The following is a 17,458-nucleotide window of genomic DNA, read 5'->3' as shown; positions in this document are numbered from 1 at the left end:
CAGCCTTGGTGCTGCCCTTTTATCCTGGAGAATCCATGAACGCCCGTATTCGCCGTTCCGCCGTCGCCGTCGCCGCGGCCGCCATCCTGCCCCTGGCCCTGGTCGCCTGCTCCGACGACGGCGACAGCGGCTCGTCGGACTCCGCCCAGGCGGCCTCCTCGGCTCCCGCGGCCACCGGCGACCAGTCCGCCGACAGCGGCGCCGACATGGCCGACGCGGACGAGCCGTTCGGTCCGGCGTGTTCGTCGGTGCCGACGGACGGTGCCGGTTCGTTCGACGGCATGGCCAAGGACCCGGTCGCCACCGCCGCCTCGAACAATCCGGCGCTGTCCACGCTGGTGACGGCGGTGAAGAAGGCCGGTCTGGTCGACACGCTGAACAACGCCGAGAACATCACGGTGTTCGCGCCGACCGACGACGCCTTCGCCAAGATCCCGAAGGCGGACCTGGACAAGGTCCTGGGCGACAAGGCGATGCTTACCGACATCCTGACCTACCACGTCGTGGGCCAGAAGCTCGCCCCCAAGGATCTGGAGAACGGCTCCTTCGAGACGCTGCAGAAGTCCAAGCTGACCACGTCAGGCTCGGACGAGTCCTACACGGTCGACGACTCGGCCAAGGTCGTCTGCGGCAACGTCAAGACCGCCAACGCCAACGTGTACATCATCGACACCGTCCTGATGCCCAAGAGCTGACGGACGAGCGGGCGGACGGCGTCGGGGGCGGTCGGGCAGACGGCCGCCCCCGGCAGGGCTCCCGGACGCCGCCCCGGCGGGGTCGCCTGGTCGACCCCGCCCGTCGGGGCGGTCGAGAACGACCGCATTGCTTGAGTAACGCGAGCGATGGCGAGCGATGGCGAAGACGGCGCGCATGCCCAAGCCGCCGTGGGCCCCCGTGGCCCCGGCCGACCCGTACGCGTGCGTCCCACGGCGGGGAACCGGCACGCCGTGCGGGCGTACGCACGTCCCGCTCACCGACAGCGACGACCCCACCGCGGCCCTGCCGCGGCGCACGCTTCGGCTGGCGGGCTACTGGTCGTCCTGGTGCGGGCGGCGCCTCCACGTACGACCCCGCACGCCGGAATTCCCGGACCCGGGCGACCGGGCTCGACCGGCCCCTCGGCATCGCGGTCGGGACGGCCGGCCGCGTCACCGTCCCGTCGGGCGGGCGCGTCACCGTCCAGTCGGCATCACCGCGCAGGCCGACAGCGGGTCAGTCCATCAGCCCGGCGGCGAGCGTGGCCCCCAGTTCCCAGCAGGCCTCCAGATCGGCCTTGCCGGGCTCACCGGCCACGCTCACCGCCGGCGCCGCGCGCTGCCAGGCGAGGCCCGTCGTGACCGACTCGACGGCGCGTACCGCGCCGGTGGTGTCGCTGCCGCCGTGTACCCAGTAGCCGAAGGGCCGGCCGCGGGTCTGGTCCAGGCAGGGGTAGTAGACCTGGTCGAAGAAGTGCTTCAGAGCCCCGGACATGTAGCCGAGGTTCGCGGGGGTGCCCAGCAGGTATCCGTCCGCCTCCAGCACGTCGACGGCGGTGGCCGCCAGCGCAGCGCGCCGGACCACCCGCACCCCCTCGATCTCCGGCGCGGTCGCCCCGGACAGGACGGCTTCCAGCATCGCCTGGCAGTTCGGCGACGGCGTGTGATGCACGATGAGCAAAGTGGCCACACCACGAAGCCTGCCGTCCGGCACCCGCCGACCGCAAGAAGCACCACCCGGCCCGCCGCACCGATCAGGCCCTCGCGGGCCGGGGAGGGTGAACGGGCGGGGTCCGCGCCGGCCCGGTGGCCCCGGGTACAGTCGGCTCGCCGCTCAGCCCGCGCCGGACCGGGCGCCGCGGCCCGACGTCTCCTCGTCGTGATCCGGCCAGGGAATACCATGACCAGTACGCAGGAACCGCCCGAAATGACCCCGTCGGCTCCGAAGGCGTCGGGGTCGGCCACCACCACGGCCTCTGCCTCGGTCGATGCCCGCGTCACGCGGATACGGCGGCGTCTGGAGCGGTTGATCGGGATCGCGGCGACGGAGGGCAACGCGCTCACCGCCCTGCGCAACGGGGACGAGATCTTCGCCGCGATGCTGGCCGGTATCCGCCGTGCCGAGCACACGGTGGACATGATGACGTTCGTGTACTGGAAGGGCGACATCGCCCGTCGGTTCGCCGAGGCCCTCGCGGAGCGGGCCCGTGCCGGGGTGCGGGTTCGGCTGCTGCTGGACGGTTTCGGCAGCAGGCTGATCGAGGCCGAACAGCTTCGTACGATGGAGCGGGCCGGGGTGCAGGTGGCGTGGTTCCGCAAGCCGCTGTACCTGTCGCCGTTCAAGCAGAACCACCGTTGTCACCGCAAGGTCCTCGTCGTCGACGAGGAGACGGCCTTCACCGGCGGGGTGGGGATCGCCGAGGAGTGGTGCGGCGACGCGCGCAACCCGCACGAGTGGCGTGACACCCACGTGGAGGTCCGGGGTCCCGCGGTGGACGGCGTGGCCGCGGCCTTCGCGCAGAACTGGGCGGAGTGCCACGACGAGCTCTTCGACGACCGGGACAGGTTCGTCACACACCCACGCCAGGGCGACGCGGTCGTCCAGGTGGTGCGCGGTTCGGCGAGCTTCGGCTGGCAGGACATGCAGACCCTGCTCCGCGTGATGCTGGAGTCGGCCGAGGAGCGCGTCCGCCTGGCCACCGCGTACTTCTCACCCGACGAGTACTTCGTCGAGCTGCTGTGCGCCACCGCGCGCCGCGGCGTCGAGGTGGAGATCGTGCTGCCCGGGCCGCACACCGACAAGCGGGTCTGCCAGCTGGCCGGACAGCACTACTACGAGGACCTCACCGCGTGCGGGGTCAGGATCTACCAGTACCAGCCGACGATGATGCACGCCAAGGTCATCACCGTCGACCGCGTGGCCGCCCTGATCGGCTCGACCAACTTCAACCGCCGCTCCCTCGACCACGACGAGGAGGTCATGCTGGCCGTGCTGAACCCGGAGTTCACCGCGACACTGGACGAGCACTTCGAGGCGGACATCGCGGTCAGCACACAGATCCGGGCGGGCCGCTGGAAGAGACGCTCCGCCGTCCAGCGGGCGCGTGAGGTCGCCGTCCGGCCCATCCGCCGGTTCCTGTGACCCGCACCCCCCGATCTCTCCCCTCCCGCACTCGCCGATGCCGTCGGGTCACGGCCGGCCGTCCAGCCGGCTCAACTCGTGCCCGTAGAGCAGCCGCTGGCAGTAGTCCGTGCCCAGCGGATCGGTGAGATCCCGGTTCGCCGTGCAGTCGGACGCCACCCCCGGGCGGTGTTCGGAGACGGACCAGAGCCGTCCCGCGCCCCGCTCGACGTAGAGGTCCTCGGCGCCCCGCGCGGTCTTGACGGCCTGGCCGTCCTGGACCAGCCGGCCGTCGCTCCAGCGGTAGCGCCACAGGTTGCCCGGCTCGTCCGTGCCCTTGGACTCGTTCACGTACAGCGTGCCGTTGTACGCCGCCGCGCCCTGGGCGCCGCCGTTGGCCATCGGCAGGTAGTTGGCCCAGCCTTCCGCGGTCACGTCGGCGGAACGCCCCTCCAGGGCCGCGACCGGGTACGAGGCGATGCGGCCGGTGGAGGGATAGCCGCTCTCCGGACGGCAGTACTCACCCATGATCAGGCGGTCCGGGACGGTGCTGCGGTCCAGCGAGATGTAGGAGCTCTTCGGGGCGCCGGTGGCGACACAGGCGTACGAGCCCTTGGGGTTGCTCTGCGTCGCCTTGAACCTCCACGCGGCCACCTGCGGCATCACGTAGCGGTAACCGAAGCTGTACCAGACGTTGTTGTGCCGGCCGACCCTCGTCTTGTCCTGGACGTTGGCGGTGGTCTTCACACCGTCGGTGTCGGATCCCATCGCGTCGTGTGTGCTGGGGTCGCTGTCCGGGTCCAGGTCCATGATGTAGCGCATGTCGAAGACGCGCAGGCCGTTGCGGGTGTCCGCGACGTAGAGGTAGTTGCCGTACCAGACGATCCCGCCGGCGTGGACGCCCTTCTGGATCGGGTACTCGGCGGCGTGCAGCCCGTCGAAGGAGATGTGGTCGGCGGAGTTCACGTAGGTCCAGCCAAGCAGGACGTGCCGGTACTTGATCTCGGGGCTGCCCGTGGCAGGGTTGGTCCGGCTCTGTACGAAGGTGATCCGGACGCCCTTCTGGTTGCAGGCGTCGTTGGCCTCCGTCTCGCTCGCCGTGCAGTCACCGGTCGACGGGTCCGGGTCGTCCTCCCGGCCCGGGTCCCAGCTGTCGTAGGAGGCGAACAGCTGGATGTTGCCGGCTGAGCCCCACAGCTCGTTGTTCTTGGCGTCGGAGACGCCGGTGAAGCCCTGCGGGACCCACTCGCGGGAGACGGAGTCGTCGTTCTGCAGGCAGTACTTGACGTCGGGGTCCGGGGCGGTGCCGAACGAGTCGCGTGAGCACCACGGCTGGACGGTGCGGTTCGCCCCGGCCAGCAGGTTCTGTACGCCGGATTTGGGCAGTACCGAGTCCAGGCGGGTGACCCGGGCGGTGGTCTCGGCGTTCATCCCGCCGGGCGACAGCGTGAAGTCACCGGGTGAGGCCGCGTCACCGGGAGCTGTCCAGTCGCGGGCGCTGTACGGCGAGGGGGCGCCCTCCGTCGCGCGGGGTTCCTGGATCCAGGACTCCGGTACATCCGGCGGAAGGTCCTCCGCCTGGGCCGGTGCCGCAAGGCCGGTGACCGCGAGCATGGCCGCGGCGGCTGCCGTGAACAGAGCGCGGCGTATTCGACGTTCGGGCATGTGGGGACCCCTCCGTTAGTCATGCGACAACCGAGTCGAACGGAGGTTTGCAGAACGTTTATGCGAGACGCAAGCTTGCTTTTCGCGCCAACCGCCTTGAAGCAGAAGGGTGTTGGGGAGCGACGTCGACGCATCCCACCCGGCCGGGCAGGCGGGCCTGCCGCCCTAGGAACTGAAGGAGATCCAGACGTCCGGCGGCAGTTCCGGGCGATGGGGTACCGGCCTGCGCTCCTCGGTCCATGCCTCGCCCGCGATCTCGGCGGCGACGTGGCGCCAGAAACGCGCCGCGCCGAGGTTGGCGTCCTGGAAGGCGACTTCCCACCGCCCCGGGTGCCCGGCCACGACCTCCTGGACGGCCCGCAGCCCGATCCCTCTCCTGCGCGCTCCACGGACGACGAAGAAGCTGTTCAGCACGCGGACCCGGCCGGTCAGGCCGCGCGCGAACGCGAAACCGGCGGGGCGGTCTCCACTCGTCAACAGGTACGGCGCCCAGTCGGCGTCGGTGAAGGCCGCCCGGAGCCGATCGGCGCGGAAGGTTCCGTCCGGGCCGGGGAGCAGGCCGTCCGTCTCCGACATGTCATGGCGGAACATCAGCCACAACCGCTCCACCGTGGGACGGTCGGCGGCGGTCGCGGGACGCACAACGACTGGCATGGGACTCCTTCGCGGGGACTGATCGTGGCGGGCGGCCGCACTCGCGTCGGCGATGCTCGGCGGCGGGCAAGCCCTCCAGGGCATGAAAAAAGCCTCCCCGGCGGATACGTGTCCGAGCGCGGGAAGGCGTCACTTCTCTGATGATCTTATCAGGCGGTCACTCGCGAGCGACGATCACGAGGCCCCGGTGCGGCACCGGCGGTTCGACGGCCGAAGTGGCGAGCGTGAAAAGAGGGGAGGGCGACGCCTCGGGGGAGACCAGATGGGCGACGGCCGAGGAAGCGGTGCGGTGCCAGCCGTCGTGGTGGCGGAGCATGGCGTGGTCGTCTGCTGATCGGCGGCAGCGGGAAGCGGCTGCTGGAACGGCACACGGCCGGCCGCCCCGGCTGGGCGGAGTACGCCGCACGCACCAGCGGCTTCTTCCCGCGCCCGCCGCGTCGGAACCCGTAGCGGGTCTCTCCGGAGGGTGGGGGCCCGTGGGCTCCCACCCTCGCTCACGCCGGCATGCTCATCAGCGCGATCGGCGTGGTGGTCGGCTGCTCCGAGCCACCCGCCGGCTCCACGGTGATGCCGACACCCGCCGCGCCGTCCACGTCCCCCTCCATCAGTACCGCCTGGCTGCCACGACCGGGCTCCATCAGGCCCGCCGGCCGCATGGTGCCGTGGTCGTCGAACCAGAGCTGGTAGACCTTGCCGTCCGGCGGCTCGGCCATGCCCGAGGCCAGGAAGACGGCGCGGCCCTGACGGTCGGAGACGACCAGTGTCCCGCTCGCCCCGCCGGCCAGGCGCACGGTGCGTGAGGCGGCGTCGGGCGCGGCCAGCACTCCGGCCAGTTCCTCGGCCCGCTGCTGGGCCTGCGCGGCCCGGTCCCCGGCGTCCTGCGCCCGCTCGTACTGCCACACCGCCGTGCCACCGAGCCCGGCCGCCGCGGCCACACACGCCGCCAGCGCCCACCGGGCCAGGCCGCGGGCCCGGGGCACGACGCGACGCGCCCGCTCCACCGTGCCGCTGCCGCCCGGCGGCACCTGGCGCACGGTCGTGATGCGGTGCAGCACCCGGTCCTTGAGCACGGGACCGGGCGAGACCGTGGCGGCCAGCCCCAGCCGCGCCGCCGCGGCGGCGAACTCCATGCTCTCCTGCTCGCAGGAGCCGCAGTCCGTCAGATGGCGCTCGAAGGCGGCCCGCTCGTCGTCGGGCAGCGCGTGCAGGGCGTAGGCGCCCGTCAGGCTGTGCAGGTCCTCGGTGCGCGTCACGCGCTCACCCCCAGGCAGTCACGGAGCCGGACGAGACCGTCGCGCAGTCGCGTCTTGACCGTGCCGAGCGGTAGCGCGAGCGCCTCGGCGACCTGCCGGTAGGTCAGGCCGCGGTAGTAGGCCAGGGTGACGGACTGGCGCTGGATCTCGGTCAGGGTGCGCAGACATCGCCGCACCTGCTCCCGTTCCAGCCGTGCCTCCACCTGTTCGGTCACTTCGTCGTACTCGGGCGTACGGTCGAGCAGCGCGGCCTTGTGGTCGCGGGCCGCCGCCGCCTCGACCGACCGCACCCGGTCCACGGCGCGACGGTGGGCCAGGGTCAGGATCCAGTTGACCACCGTGCCGCGCTCGGGCCGGTAACGGGGCGCCGTGCGCCACACCTCCACCAGCACCTCCTGCGCGACCTCCTCCGACTGCGCCTGGTCCCGCAGCACGGCCCGGGCGACACCGAGAACGGACCCCGCCACGGCGTCGTAGAGCGCGGCGAAGGAATTCTGATCGCCCAGGGCCACCTCATGGATGAGCTTCTGCAGGTCTGGCCGGGCCGATGGATTTCTGCCGATGTGTACGGCTTCCTTCACGAAGATTCTCCAAAAGAATGCGACGGGCGGGGATGTCCCCACGTAATCCGGGGCCGCGCGGCTCGCGGATTGGTCGGGACGCCTCCCGAAGGCCCGGGTCACCTCGGCCGGGGGCCGGGCACGGGGTCCCGTACGACACGCCGGATCCCCACCCTCCCATGCGGACCACCGCGCCGACCGCCGGTCCCGGAGCAACCCAGGCAGTCCCGACGCGGAGCTCTACGACTCCAGCCCTTCCCCCAGCGAGTGAGCACGGCGACCCCACCGGCTCTCGAACGGGGTAACGCCGGTCCTCGTACAACGGGGTAACGCCGGTCCTCGTACGGGGTAGATTGAGACCGGTTCGCGTTCGATCAGGACCGTTGGGACCAGGACGAAAGGGAGGTGGGGTTGATGACCGTGCTCGAAGCCGCTCTTCGCGGCGCCCGGGTCTCCCTCGCGTCCCGGGCCGTGGCCTGACCCAGTCGAACGCAACCTAGGAAACGGATCCTCATCCCGTCATGTCCCACACCTGGAACACGCGCGCCGAGACCGGCGCCGACGTCCCCGCCGTCCGTGACATCGTCCGCACCGCCTTTCCCACCCCGGAAGAGGCCGCCCTCGTGGACGCCCTGCGTGCCGACCCCGAGGCCTGGATCGACGGTCTGTCCCTCGTCGCGGTGGACGACCACGACCGCCCCGTGGGCCACGCCCTGCTGACCCGCTGCCACATCGGGGACAGCCCGGCCCTCTGCCTGGCACCCGTCGCCGTCCGGCCCGACCGGCAGAACGGCGGCGCAGGCTCGGCGGCCGTCCGGGCGGCGCTCGCCGCGGCCGAGCGTCTGGGCGAGCACCATGTCGTCGTCCTCGGACACCCGGAGTACTACCCGCGGTTCGGCTTCGGCCGGGCCTCCGCCCACGGCATCGGCCTGACCATCGACGTCCCGGACGAGGCCCTGATGGCCCTCACCCTGGACGCCGCCCACCCGCTGCCCGCCGGCACCGTCCGCTACGCGGCACCGTTCGGCATCTGACGGCAACCGGTCCGGGCCACCACGCCGCACGGGCGGCGGGAATTCATCCCGCCGCCCGTGCGGCATTCTCCCCGTCATCCACGAGGCGGGGAGCGCCTGGCCGGTTCGATCCGCCTGCCGGCGGTTCAGGCGACCGGCGCCGCCGGGCCCTTGCCGGCCGGGACGGCGGCGGCTTCGCCGGACTCCTCGGCGAGGCGTTCCAAGCCGCTGGTGGTCTTCAGCGGCTTCTCCTTCAGGAACGCCACGGCGACCAGCGCCAGCAGCGCGAACGGCGTGGCGACGAGGAACAGGTCGGCCGTGGCGACACCGTAGGCGTGCTCGACGACGGCCCGCATCGGGGCGGGCAGCGTCGACATGTCCGGGACACTGCTTTCGCCGGAGCCCTCGCCGCCGGGCACGGTGATGCCCGCGTTGCTGAGGCCCTTGGCCATCTCACCGGCGACCCGGTTGGCGAGGATCGCGCCGAGGACGCTGACGCCGATGGTGCCGCCCATGCTGCGGAAGAAGGACAGTACGGAGGTCGCGGCGCCCAGGTCGGCGGCGGGCACGTCGTTCTGCGCGGCCAGCACCAGGTTCTGCATCAGCATGCCGACGCCGACGCCGAGGATCGCCATGTAGAGGCTGAGCAGACCGAAGTGCGTCTTCGCGTCGATCGTGGCGAGCAGCGCGAGGCCGACGGCCATGAGGGCCGCGCCCGCCACCAGGTACCGCTTCCACTTGCCCGTCCGGCTGATCACCTGCCCGGCGACGGTGGACGACACCAGCAGGCCCAGGATCATGGGCAGGCTCATCAGACCCGCGACGGTCGGCGACTTGCCCAGGGAGACCTGGAAGTACTGCGAGAGGAAGACGGTTCCGCCGAACATGGCGACACCGACCAGGAGGCTGGCGACGGTGGCCAGCGTGACCGTGCGGTTGCGGAAGATGCCGAGCGGGATGACCGGCTCCGGCGTGCGGGCTTCGACGAGGACCGCGGCGACCAGCAGCAGCACGCCACCCCCCGCGAGCGCACCGGTCTGCCAGGACGCCCAGTCGAACTCGTTGCCGGCCAGCGACACCCAGATGAGCAGCGCGCAGACACCGGCGACGATCAGGAAGGCGCCGAGCCAGTCGATGCGGACCTTGCGCGACACGGTGGGCAGCCGCAGCGTGCGCTGCAGCAGCGCGATGGCGAGCAGCGCGAACGGCACGCCGATGAAGAAGCACCAGCGCCAGCCGAGCCACGAGGTGTCCACCAGGACACCGCCGATCAGCGGGCCGGCCACGGTGCCCACCGCGAACACGGCACCGAAGATGCCGGCGTACTTGCCCAGTTGGCGGGGCGGGATGACGGAGGCCATCACGACCTGCGCGAGGGCGGTCAGACCGCCCGCGCCGATGCCCTGTACGACCCGGCTGAAGATCAGCAGCCCGACACCGTGGGAGAAGCCGGCCAGCAGCGAGCCGACCACGAACATGGCCAGCGAGAGCTGCAGCAGGAGCTTCTTGTTGAAGAGGTCGGACAGCTTGCCCCACAGGGGCACCGTCGCGGTCATCGCCAGCAGTTCGGAGGTGACGACCCAGGTGTAGGAGGACTGGCTGGCGTGCAGGTCGGCGATGATCGTGGGCAACGCGTTGGAGACGACGGTGCCGGCCAGGATGGCGACGAACATGCCGGCCATCAGGCCGGACATGGCCTGGAGTATCTGCCGTGGGGTCATGGAGGTGGGAGGCGCGTCGGCGGGCGCCTGGGATGCGGTCACAGCATCTCTTTCGGTGGTGGTCTGATGGGTCGCGCGATTCCGGCGCGGGGACTACGCGGAGGGTGCCGGGAGTCCGGCGGCGAGGAGGGCGAAGACCTCGTGGAACACGTCGAGGAAGGCGGCGTCCTCCTGATGGGCGGACCAGTGGTCCATGCTGGTCCGCACCGCGGCGTTCGCCACCGAGGCCAGCAGCCGCGGGTAGAGGCCCGGCGCCGCGCGCCGTCCCCCGCCGCCTCCGGGCCCGGGTCCCGGCCCCCCGCCGCCTCCGGGCCCGGGTCCCGGCCCCTTGCCGCCTCCGGGCCCGGAACCGGGTCCCTCATCGCCCCCGGCGCCGCGGAGGCGTTCGGCGATGGCTTCCGCCAGGTTCGCCTCGGCCGCCATGTGCGCCCCGACGCCGCGTGCCAGGAGGTGCGGTGAGGCATGCAGCACCTCGGCGTGCAGCCGCCACAGCTCGTGGTGCTGCTCCGCCTCGGCGAGCTCCGCCGCCATGGCCTCGCGCAGGGCTTCCAGCGGGGAGAGCCCGGCCGGTGCGTCGAGTACGGCGCGCCGCAGGCGTACGCCCGCGTCGACGTCGATGACGACGAAGGCGTCGTCGCGGGTGTCGAAGTAGTTGAAGAAGGTTCGCACCGACACACCGGCCGCGGCGCTGATGGCCTCGACGGTGACCTTCTCCGCTCCGTGTTCGGCGGCGAGGCGTACCGCGGCTTCGGTGAGGGCGGCCCGGGTGGCCCGCTTCTTCCGCTCCCGCAGACCGCCTCCCGCGGCACTCTTCTCCGACATAAGTTGCATGGTATGCAAAGATGCACGTCGTGCAAAATTAGGGTTCTCGGCTCTCCAGGCGGGTCGGCGTCTCCTCGGACGGGACGGCGTCCGCGGTGGGCCGGTCGTGTGGCGGCCTGGCCGGCACGGCGGTCAGGCCGCAGGTGTTGGTCACCCCCGAGAAGCCCAGGCCCGCACCGATCACGCCGGACAGCCAGTGCGCGGGACGCCGGACACGGCCCGCCGCCGGGGAGCCGGCGCGGCCGCAGGCGCGCGGCGTCGCGGCCCACCCTCGGGCAGCCGCGGCGCACGGCCCCGTGCTCCTGTCCCAGGGCACGAACAACCCCCGTGTGTGAGACAGAGGGTGGGGTAAGCGGTGCGGAAGCGCGGTCGGCACCGGGGTCGGCGCCGGTGACGGCCGCGCTGTTCGCGTCACGACCCTTCCGGTACGAGGACCGGCCCCTGCCCGTGGTCCGCCGTGGCACCGGTCCTCCCGGGCGGACGCCTGGCCCCTCGACGACTTCGCCGTGTACGTCGTCCCGACGACCAGACGCCGCCCGTGCCGAGCCGCGCGGGCGCGCCGTACGCGGGGCCAGGCTCCGTGACCCGGCTCGCCCGCACCACGGTGGCCGGCCCGCTCGTCCGGCGGCTCCGGGTACGCGGCCGGCGCCTGACGGCCGGCGGCCCCGTTCGGGAACCGACGTGACCCGAACGGCCCTGTCGGGTACCCGACAGGGCCGCGCAGGGTTGGGATGGGCACGGGGCACCTCGTGCCCACCCGGCCCGAGCCGCTGTCCCGACACGGAAAGGACCACCGATGTCCCGTGACACGCAGCAGGCGCCCTCCGGGCTCACGGACGACGAGCTCGCCGGTCTGGACGCCCACTGGCGCGCCGCGAACTACCTCTCCGTCGGCCAGATCTACCTGATGGCCAATCCCCTCCTGACCGAGCCGCTGCGCCCCGAGCACGTCAAGCCGCGCCTGCTCGGCCACTGGGGCACCTCACCAGGCCTCAACCTGGTCCACACCCACCTCAACCGGGTGATCAAGGCCCGGAACCTCGACGCCCTGTGCGTCTGGGGCCCCGGGCACGGCGGGCCCGCCGTACTGGCCAACTCGTGGCTGGAGGGCTCGTACACCGAGACCTACCCGGACATCACCCGGGACGCGAGCGGAATGGGCCGGCTGTTCAAGCAGTTCTCGTTCCCCGGCGGCGTGCCGAGCCACGTCGCGCCCGAGACGCCGGGCTCGATCCACGAGGGCGGCGAGCTCGGCTACGCCCTCTCGCACGCCTACGGCGCCGCCTTCGACCACCCCGGCCTGCTGGTCGCCTGCGTGATCGGCGACGGCGAGGCGGAGACCGGCCCGCTGGCGACCTCCTGGCACTCCAACAAGTTCCTCGACCCGGTCAACGACGGCGCCGTCCTGCCGATCCTGCACCTCAACGGCTACAAGATCGCCAACCCGACGGTGCTCGCCCGCCTCCCCGAGGCCGAACTCGACGAACTCCTGCGCGGCTACGGCCACGACCCGATCCACGTCACCGGCGACGAACCGGCCGCCGTCCACCGCACGATGGCCCACGCCATGGACACCGCCCTGGACCGCATCGCCGCCATCCAGCGCGCCGCCCGCGAGGGCGGCGCCGGCGACCGCCCCCGCTGGCCGGTGATCGTGCTGCGCACCCCCAAGGGCTGGACCGGGCCGGCCGAGGTCGACGGCCTGCCCGTGGAGAACACCTGGCGCGCCCACCAGGTCCCCCTGCCCGCCGTACGGACCGATCCGGAACACCTGAGGCAACTGGAGCGATGGCTCCGCTCCTACCGGCCCGAGGAACTGTTCGACGACGCCGGAGCGCCACGCCCCGCCGTCCTCGCCGCCGTCCCCGAGGGCGCGCGCCGCCTCGGCGCCACCCCCTTCGCCAACGGCGGGCTGCTGCTGCGCGAGCTGCCCCTGCCGCCCCTGGAGAAGTACGCCGTGCCCGTCGACGAACCCGGCGCGAGCACGCACGAACCCACCCGGGTCCTGGGCGACCTGCTGGCGAACGTCATGGCCGCCACCGCCGACCGGCGCGACTTCCGCCTCGTCGGCCCGGACGAGACCGCATCCAACCGCCTCCAGGCCGTCTACGGCGCCAGCGGCAAGGCATGGCAGGCCCGCACGCTGCCCGTCGACGAGGACCTCGACCGGCACGGCCGCGTGATGGAGATCCTCTCCGAACACACCTGCCAGGGCTGGCTGGAGGGTTACCTCCTCACCGGCCGGCACGGACTGTTCTCCTGCTACGAGGCGTTCGTCCACATCGTCGACTCGATGGTCAACCAGCACGTCAAATGGCTGCGCGTGACCCGCCGCCTGCCGTGGCGCGCCCCCATCGCCTCCCTCAACTACCTGCTCACCTCCCATGTCTGGCGCCAGGACCACAACGGCTTCTCCCACCAGGACCCCGGCTTCGTCGACCACATCCTCAACAAGAGCCCCGAGGCCGTACGGGTCTACCTGCCGCCGGACGCCAACACCCTGCTCTCCGTCGCCGACCACGCCCTGCGCAGCCGCGACTACGTCAACGTGATCGTCGCCGGCAAACAGCCCTGCTTCGACTGGCTGTCCATGGAACAGGCCCGGGTGCACTGCGCGCGCGGCGCCGGCATCTGGGACTGGGCCGGCACCGAGGACAGCAGCCGCGACCCCGACGTGGTGCTCGCCTGCGCGGGCGACGTCCCGACCCAGGAGGTACTGGCCGCCGCCCAGCTGATCCGCCGCCACCTGCCCGATCTCGCCGTACGCGTGGTCAACGTCGTGGACATCGCCCGGCTGCTGCCCAGCGAGGAACACCCGCACGGCATGAGCGACTTCGAGTACGACGGCCTGTTCACCGCCGACAAGCCGGTCGTCTTCGCCTACCACGGCTACCCCTGGCTGATCCATCGGCTCGCCTACCGGCGCACCGGCCACGCACATCTGCATGTGCGCGGCTACAAGGAGATCGGGACCACGACCACACCCTTCGACATGGTGGTCGGCAACGACCTGGACCGTTACCGCCTGGTCATGGACGTCATCGACCGCGTGCCCGGTCTCGCCGTGCGCGCGGCGGCCGTGCGGCAGCGGATGGCGGACACCAGGATCCGCCACCACGACTGGATCCGCGAACACGGTGTGGACCTGCCCGAGGTCGCCGACTGGTCGTGGGAGGGCTCGCGGTGACCGCGACGCCCTCGACCTGGGACTACGACCACTACGACCCTGCGGAGGAGCGGCTGCGCGAGTCGCTGTGCACGCTCGGCAACGGCTACTTCGCCACCCGCGGCGCGCTGCCCGAGTGCGCCGCGGACGACGTGCACTATCCGGGCACCTATGCGGCCGGCTGCTACAACCGGCTCACCTCCACCGTCGCGGGACGAGAGGTGGAGAACGAGGACATGGTCAACCTCCCGAACTGGCTGCCGCTGCGCTTCCGGGTCGCCGGAGGGGACTGGCTCACGCCGGACACCGCCGACGTGCTCGACCACCGCCAGACCGTGCACCTTGACTCGGGCGTGCTGGAGCGCCGCACCCACTTCGGGCTCGGCGGGGGACGTGTGCTGTCCGTGCGCCAGCTGCGGCTGGTGCACATGGCCGATCCCCACCTCGCCGCGATGCGCACGGAGTTCACGGTCGACGCGGGCACGGCGGACCTCGACGTGGAGGCGGCCCTCGACGGCGGCGTCACCAATTCCGGGGTGCCGCGCTACCGGGACCTGGAGGGCCGCCACCTGACCCACGTGCACACCGGCAGCGCCGACGACGGCACGGTGTGGCTGCGCTGCCGCACCCGCACCTCGGACATCCGGGTCGGCCTGGCGGCCCGCACGACGGCCGACGCGCCGGTCGCACCGGCACGGGAGCACCTGCGGGTCACACAGCGCACGACCCTGCGTGCGGAGCCGGGCCGCACCGTCACCGTCGACAAGATCGTGGCCCTGCACACCTCACGCGACCCGGCGATCAGCGACCCGCTGCAGGCCGCCGTCGACCGGGTGACCGACGCCCCCGGCTTCGACGCGCTGCTGGTGTCGCACCGGACCGCCTGGGGACAGCTGTGGCGCCGCGCCGAACTCGACGTGCCCGGCGAGGCGGGCAGCATCCTGCGCCTGCACCTCTTCCATGTACTTCAGACCCTCTCCCCGCACACCGCCGACCTCGACGTGGGCGTACCGGCGCGCGGGCTGCACGGGGAGGCCTACCGCGGCCATGTCTTCTGGGACGAGCTGTTCGTCCTGCCCTACCTCAACCTGCACTTCCCCGAGGTGTCCCGGGCCCTGCTCCACTACCGGCACCGCCGACTGGAACGGGCCCGCGCCGCGGCCCGCGCGATCGGCAGGCGCGGCGCCCTGTACCCGTGGCAGAGCGGCAGCGACGGACGTGAGGAGACCCAGCGACTGCACCTCAACCCGCACTCGGGCCGCTGGCTGCCGGACCACTCGCACCTCCAGCACCACGTGGGGTCGGCGATCGCGTACAACGTGTGGCAGTACTGCGAGGCGAGCGGCGACGAGGAGTTCCTGCACACCAAGGGTGCCGAGATGCTGCTGCAGATCGCGCGCTTCTGGGCGGACTCCGCCACCTGGGACGAGCACCTGGGGAGGCACCGCATCAGGGGCGTCGTCGGCCCCGACGAGTACCACGAGGCCTACCCCGGTGCCGTGCGACCGGGCCTCGACGACAACGCGTACACCAACGTGACCGCCGCCTGGGTCCTGACCCGCACCCTGGAGGTCCTGGCGGACCTGCCCGGGCCCCGCCGCCGCGAACTCGTCGAGCGCACCGCCCTGGACGACGGCGAACTCGAACAGTGGGAGGACGTCTCCCGCACCCTCCACGTCCCCTTCCACGAGGGCGTCGTCAGCCAGTTCGACGGGTACGGCGACCTCGCCGAACTCGACTGGGAGGGCCTGCGCGAGCGGCACGGCGACATCCGGCGCCTCGACCGCGTCCTGGAGGCCGAGGACGACAGCGTCAACAACTACCAAGCCTCCAAGCAGGCCGACGTACTGATGCTGGGCTACCTCTTCTCCCCGGCCGAACTCCGCTCGCTCTTCGAGCGGTTGGGATACCGCCTGGACGACGAGACATGGCAGCGCACCGTCGACTACTACCTGGCCCGCACCAGCCACGGCTCCACCCTCAGCGGCCTCGTCCACGGCTGGATCCTGGCCCGGGCCCGCCGCGCCGAGGCCTGGGCGTTCTGCCAGGAGGCGCTCAAGGGCGATGTCGCCGACCTCCAGGGCGGCACCACCGGCGAGGGCATCCACCTCGGCGCCATGGCGGGCACCCTGGACCTCGTCCAGCGTGGCCTGACCGGACTGGAGACCCGCGCGGGCGCCCTGTGGCTGGACCCGGTGCCGCTGCCGGAGTTGTCGTCGTACGGGTTCTCCATCCGCTACCTGGGCCACTGGGGCGTACGGCTCCGGCTGGAGCACAGCAGCCTGGAGATCGCCGTGCCGGAGTCCGGCAGCCTGCCGTTCGACGTCCGGCTGCCGGATCGCGCGGTGCGCCTCCAGCCGGGGGACACCTGCCGGCTCGCGCTCGCGGACTGACCGCCCGGACCGTCAGGCCCACAGGGAGTAGCTCACGACGCGGGGGGCTCCGTCCGGCCTGCCGTCGGTGTAGGTCAGGGTCATCCGGGTGTAGTGCCGCTCGCCCGCGTCCTTCTCCCAGGCCCGCGGCTGGTCGAGCCGGACGGTCACGGGATACGAGCGGAACGTGCCCGCGGCGCAGTAGGGGTCGCAGTCGTTGATGGCGTTGCTGCCCCGGCCCACCGCGGCGTTCGCGTCCCAGCGGAACCAGCGCAGCGAGACCAGACGGCTGTTGCCGTCCCCGCAGGCGAGCAGGAACGCCTCGGGCCGCACCTCCGGCTGCGAGGAGCAGTTGACCAGCACGGGATCCGACGTCTGCTGTGTCAGTGTCGTGTGTTCCGTCGACGGTGCGGCGGAGGCCGTGCCCAGGGGTACTGCGAGCGCGGCGGCGGCACAGAGCGTGACCGCTGCCCTCATCGGGTTTCTGCCCATGTCTGCTCCCGGCCGTCTCGGGGTCGCTTGGCTCCGCTCTCCCTTTCCCCGTACCGACCGTACGACCGTGTCGGGTGACGCACCACTCGTACGGAGCAGCACCCGGGTGGGACGGTGGCGGGCGCTGCTCCGGTGCGCCGAGCAGCCCGGCCACCGGCCCCCGGCCCCCGGGACGCCTGCCGGCCGGCGCCCGTGCCGGGCCGGATCGTGCGATAAGGCGCCGATTGCATCCACCGTGTGGTCCTCGGGCCGGTCCGCAACCACCGTCGCCGCCCCGGTGTCTCATGCCGGCAAGAACGGCGACCCATCAAGTGGAGGACCGCGGTATGCACACGATGACTGCCCCGACCGCCGCCGACCCGGCGTGCTCCGACTCCAGCGACGCCCAGGGCGACTTCCTGCTCCGGCCGCCCAACCCGGCCGAACGCGTTCCCAGCCGCATCGACCCCGTCGACCTGCGCCGCCTGGACCTGCTCGCCCTCCTGACCGCGGCGGGCATCGCGCCCTCCGCCGGGGACCGCGCCGCCATCGCACAGCTCAGCCGGCTCCCCGGCAGCGTGCACACGGCGCTGCACCGGTGGCTGGAGCAGGCGTACGGCTTCTGCCGGTGACGCGGGGCGTGCAGCCTACGAGAGGGGGCGCAC

Annotated in this window: 15 protein-coding genes; 6 read left to right on the top strand and 9 right to left on the bottom strand. The window is 72.1% G+C overall.

Annotated features, from left to right (window positions below; translation table 11 throughout):
* The first annotated feature begins 35 nt into the window (after window positions 1–35).
* Complete coding sequence (locus ACIQ6R_RS15545) at window positions 36–695, top strand: fasciclin domain-containing protein (protein ID WP_404221665.1); 660 nt, start codon at window positions 36–38, stop codon at window positions 693–695.
* A 517-nt stretch (window positions 696–1,212) separates the two neighbouring features.
* Here the strand turns inward: ACIQ6R_RS15545 and ACIQ6R_RS15540 are convergent.
* Window positions 1,213–1,665 carry a flavodoxin family protein gene (locus ACIQ6R_RS15540; protein ID WP_404178503.1) on the bottom strand — a complete coding sequence of 151 codons (453 nt, stop codon included), beginning with the start codon at window positions 1,663–1,665 and terminating at the stop codon, window positions 1,213–1,215.
* Between the two features lie 210 nt (window positions 1,666–1,875).
* Between ACIQ6R_RS15540 and ACIQ6R_RS15535 the strand changes: the two genes are divergently transcribed.
* Complete coding sequence (locus ACIQ6R_RS15535) at window positions 1,876–3,117, top strand: phosphatidylserine/phosphatidylglycerophosphate/cardiolipin synthase family protein (protein WP_404221663.1); 1,242 nt, start codon at window positions 1,876–1,878, stop codon at window positions 3,115–3,117.
* 48 nt (window positions 3,118–3,165) lie between these two features.
* Here ACIQ6R_RS15535 and ACIQ6R_RS15530 read toward each other — a convergent pair whose 3' ends face one another.
* The 5 genes from ACIQ6R_RS15530 to ACIQ6R_RS15510 all read right to left on the bottom strand — a co-directional run bounded on the left by ACIQ6R_RS15530 (window position 3,166) and on the right by ACIQ6R_RS15510 (window position 7,249).
* Window positions 3,166–4,761, bottom strand: a complete 1,596-nt coding sequence (locus ACIQ6R_RS15530; RefSeq protein WP_404221661.1) for a hypothetical protein — start codon at window positions 4,759–4,761, stop codon at window positions 3,166–3,168.
* 165 nt (window positions 4,762–4,926) lie between these two features.
* A complete protein-coding gene (locus tag ACIQ6R_RS15525; protein WP_404221659.1) occupies window positions 4,927–5,415 on the bottom strand; it encodes a GNAT family N-acetyltransferase in 489 nt (162 codons plus the stop codon).
* 157 nt (window positions 5,416–5,572) lie between these two features.
* Window positions 5,573–5,731 carry a hypothetical protein gene (locus tag ACIQ6R_RS15520; protein WP_404221657.1) on the bottom strand — a complete coding sequence of 53 codons (159 nt, stop codon included), beginning with the start codon at window positions 5,729–5,731 and terminating at the stop codon, window positions 5,573–5,575.
* A 178-nt stretch (window positions 5,732–5,909) separates the two neighbouring features.
* Window positions 5,910–6,668 carry an anti-sigma factor domain-containing protein gene (locus tag ACIQ6R_RS15515; RefSeq protein ID WP_404178514.1) on the bottom strand — a complete coding sequence of 253 codons (759 nt, stop codon included), beginning with the start codon at window positions 6,666–6,668 and terminating at the stop codon, window positions 5,910–5,912.
* Window positions 6,665–7,249, bottom strand: a complete 585-nt coding sequence (locus tag ACIQ6R_RS15510) for a sigma-70 family RNA polymerase sigma factor (RefSeq protein ID WP_404178517.1) — start codon at window positions 7,247–7,249, stop codon at window positions 6,665–6,667. Before ACIQ6R_RS15510 ends, ACIQ6R_RS15515 begins: the two co-directional genes overlap by 4 nt.
* Window positions 7,250–7,749: 500 nt before the next feature.
* Between ACIQ6R_RS15510 and ACIQ6R_RS15505 the strand changes: the two genes are divergently transcribed.
* Window positions 7,750–8,262, top strand: a complete 513-nt coding sequence (locus ACIQ6R_RS15505; protein ID WP_404178520.1) for a GNAT family N-acetyltransferase — start codon at window positions 7,750–7,752, stop codon at window positions 8,260–8,262.
* Between the two features lie 125 nt (window positions 8,263–8,387).
* Here the strand turns inward: ACIQ6R_RS15505 and ACIQ6R_RS15500 are convergent, their stop codons facing one another.
* The gene (locus ACIQ6R_RS15500; RefSeq protein WP_404222177.1) at window positions 8,388–9,962 is read right to left on the bottom strand and encodes an MDR family MFS transporter; all 1,575 of its coding nucleotides are present in this window, start codon (window positions 9,960–9,962) and stop codon (window positions 8,388–8,390) included.
* A 93-nt stretch (window positions 9,963–10,055) separates the two neighbouring features.
* Window positions 10,056–10,793: a TetR/AcrR family transcriptional regulator gene (locus ACIQ6R_RS15495; protein WP_404221655.1), complete on the bottom strand. Its 738-nt coding sequence runs from the start codon at window positions 10,791–10,793 to the stop codon at window positions 10,056–10,058.
* A gap of 787 nt (window positions 10,794–11,580) precedes the next feature.
* On the opposite strand from ACIQ6R_RS15495, the gene ACIQ6R_RS15490 reads away from it, so the two are divergent.
* Complete coding sequence (locus tag ACIQ6R_RS15490; RefSeq protein WP_404221653.1) at window positions 11,581–13,971, top strand: phosphoketolase; 2,391 nt, start codon at window positions 11,581–11,583, stop codon at window positions 13,969–13,971.
* Entirely contained in the window at window positions 13,968–16,343 is a 2,376-nt protein-coding gene (locus ACIQ6R_RS15485) for a glycoside hydrolase family 65 protein (protein WP_404221651.1), read from the top strand. Before ACIQ6R_RS15490 ends, ACIQ6R_RS15485 begins: the two co-directional genes overlap by 4 nt.
* Before the next feature lie 12 nt (window positions 16,344–16,355).
* Here the strand turns inward: ACIQ6R_RS15485 and ACIQ6R_RS15480 are convergent, their stop codons facing one another.
* On the bottom strand, window positions 16,356–16,814 hold the full coding sequence (locus tag ACIQ6R_RS15480; protein WP_404221649.1) for a hypothetical protein: 459 nt from the start codon (window positions 16,812–16,814) through the stop codon (window positions 16,356–16,358).
* A gap of 326 nt (window positions 16,815–17,140) precedes the next feature.
* Here ACIQ6R_RS15480 and ACIQ6R_RS15475 point away from each other — a divergent pair, with 326 nt between their 5' ends.
* On the top strand, window positions 17,141–17,425 hold the full coding sequence (locus ACIQ6R_RS15475; protein WP_404178535.1) for a hypothetical protein: 285 nt from the start codon (window positions 17,141–17,143) through the stop codon (window positions 17,423–17,425).
* Window positions 17,426–17,458: the final 33 nt, after the last annotated feature.

It is taken from the genome of Streptomyces sp. NPDC096048 (assembly GCF_044763415.1).
GTDB lineage: Bacteria > Actinomycetota > Actinomycetes > Streptomycetales > Streptomycetaceae > Streptomyces.
This window is presented reverse-complemented; position numbering and strand designations above follow the sequence as displayed.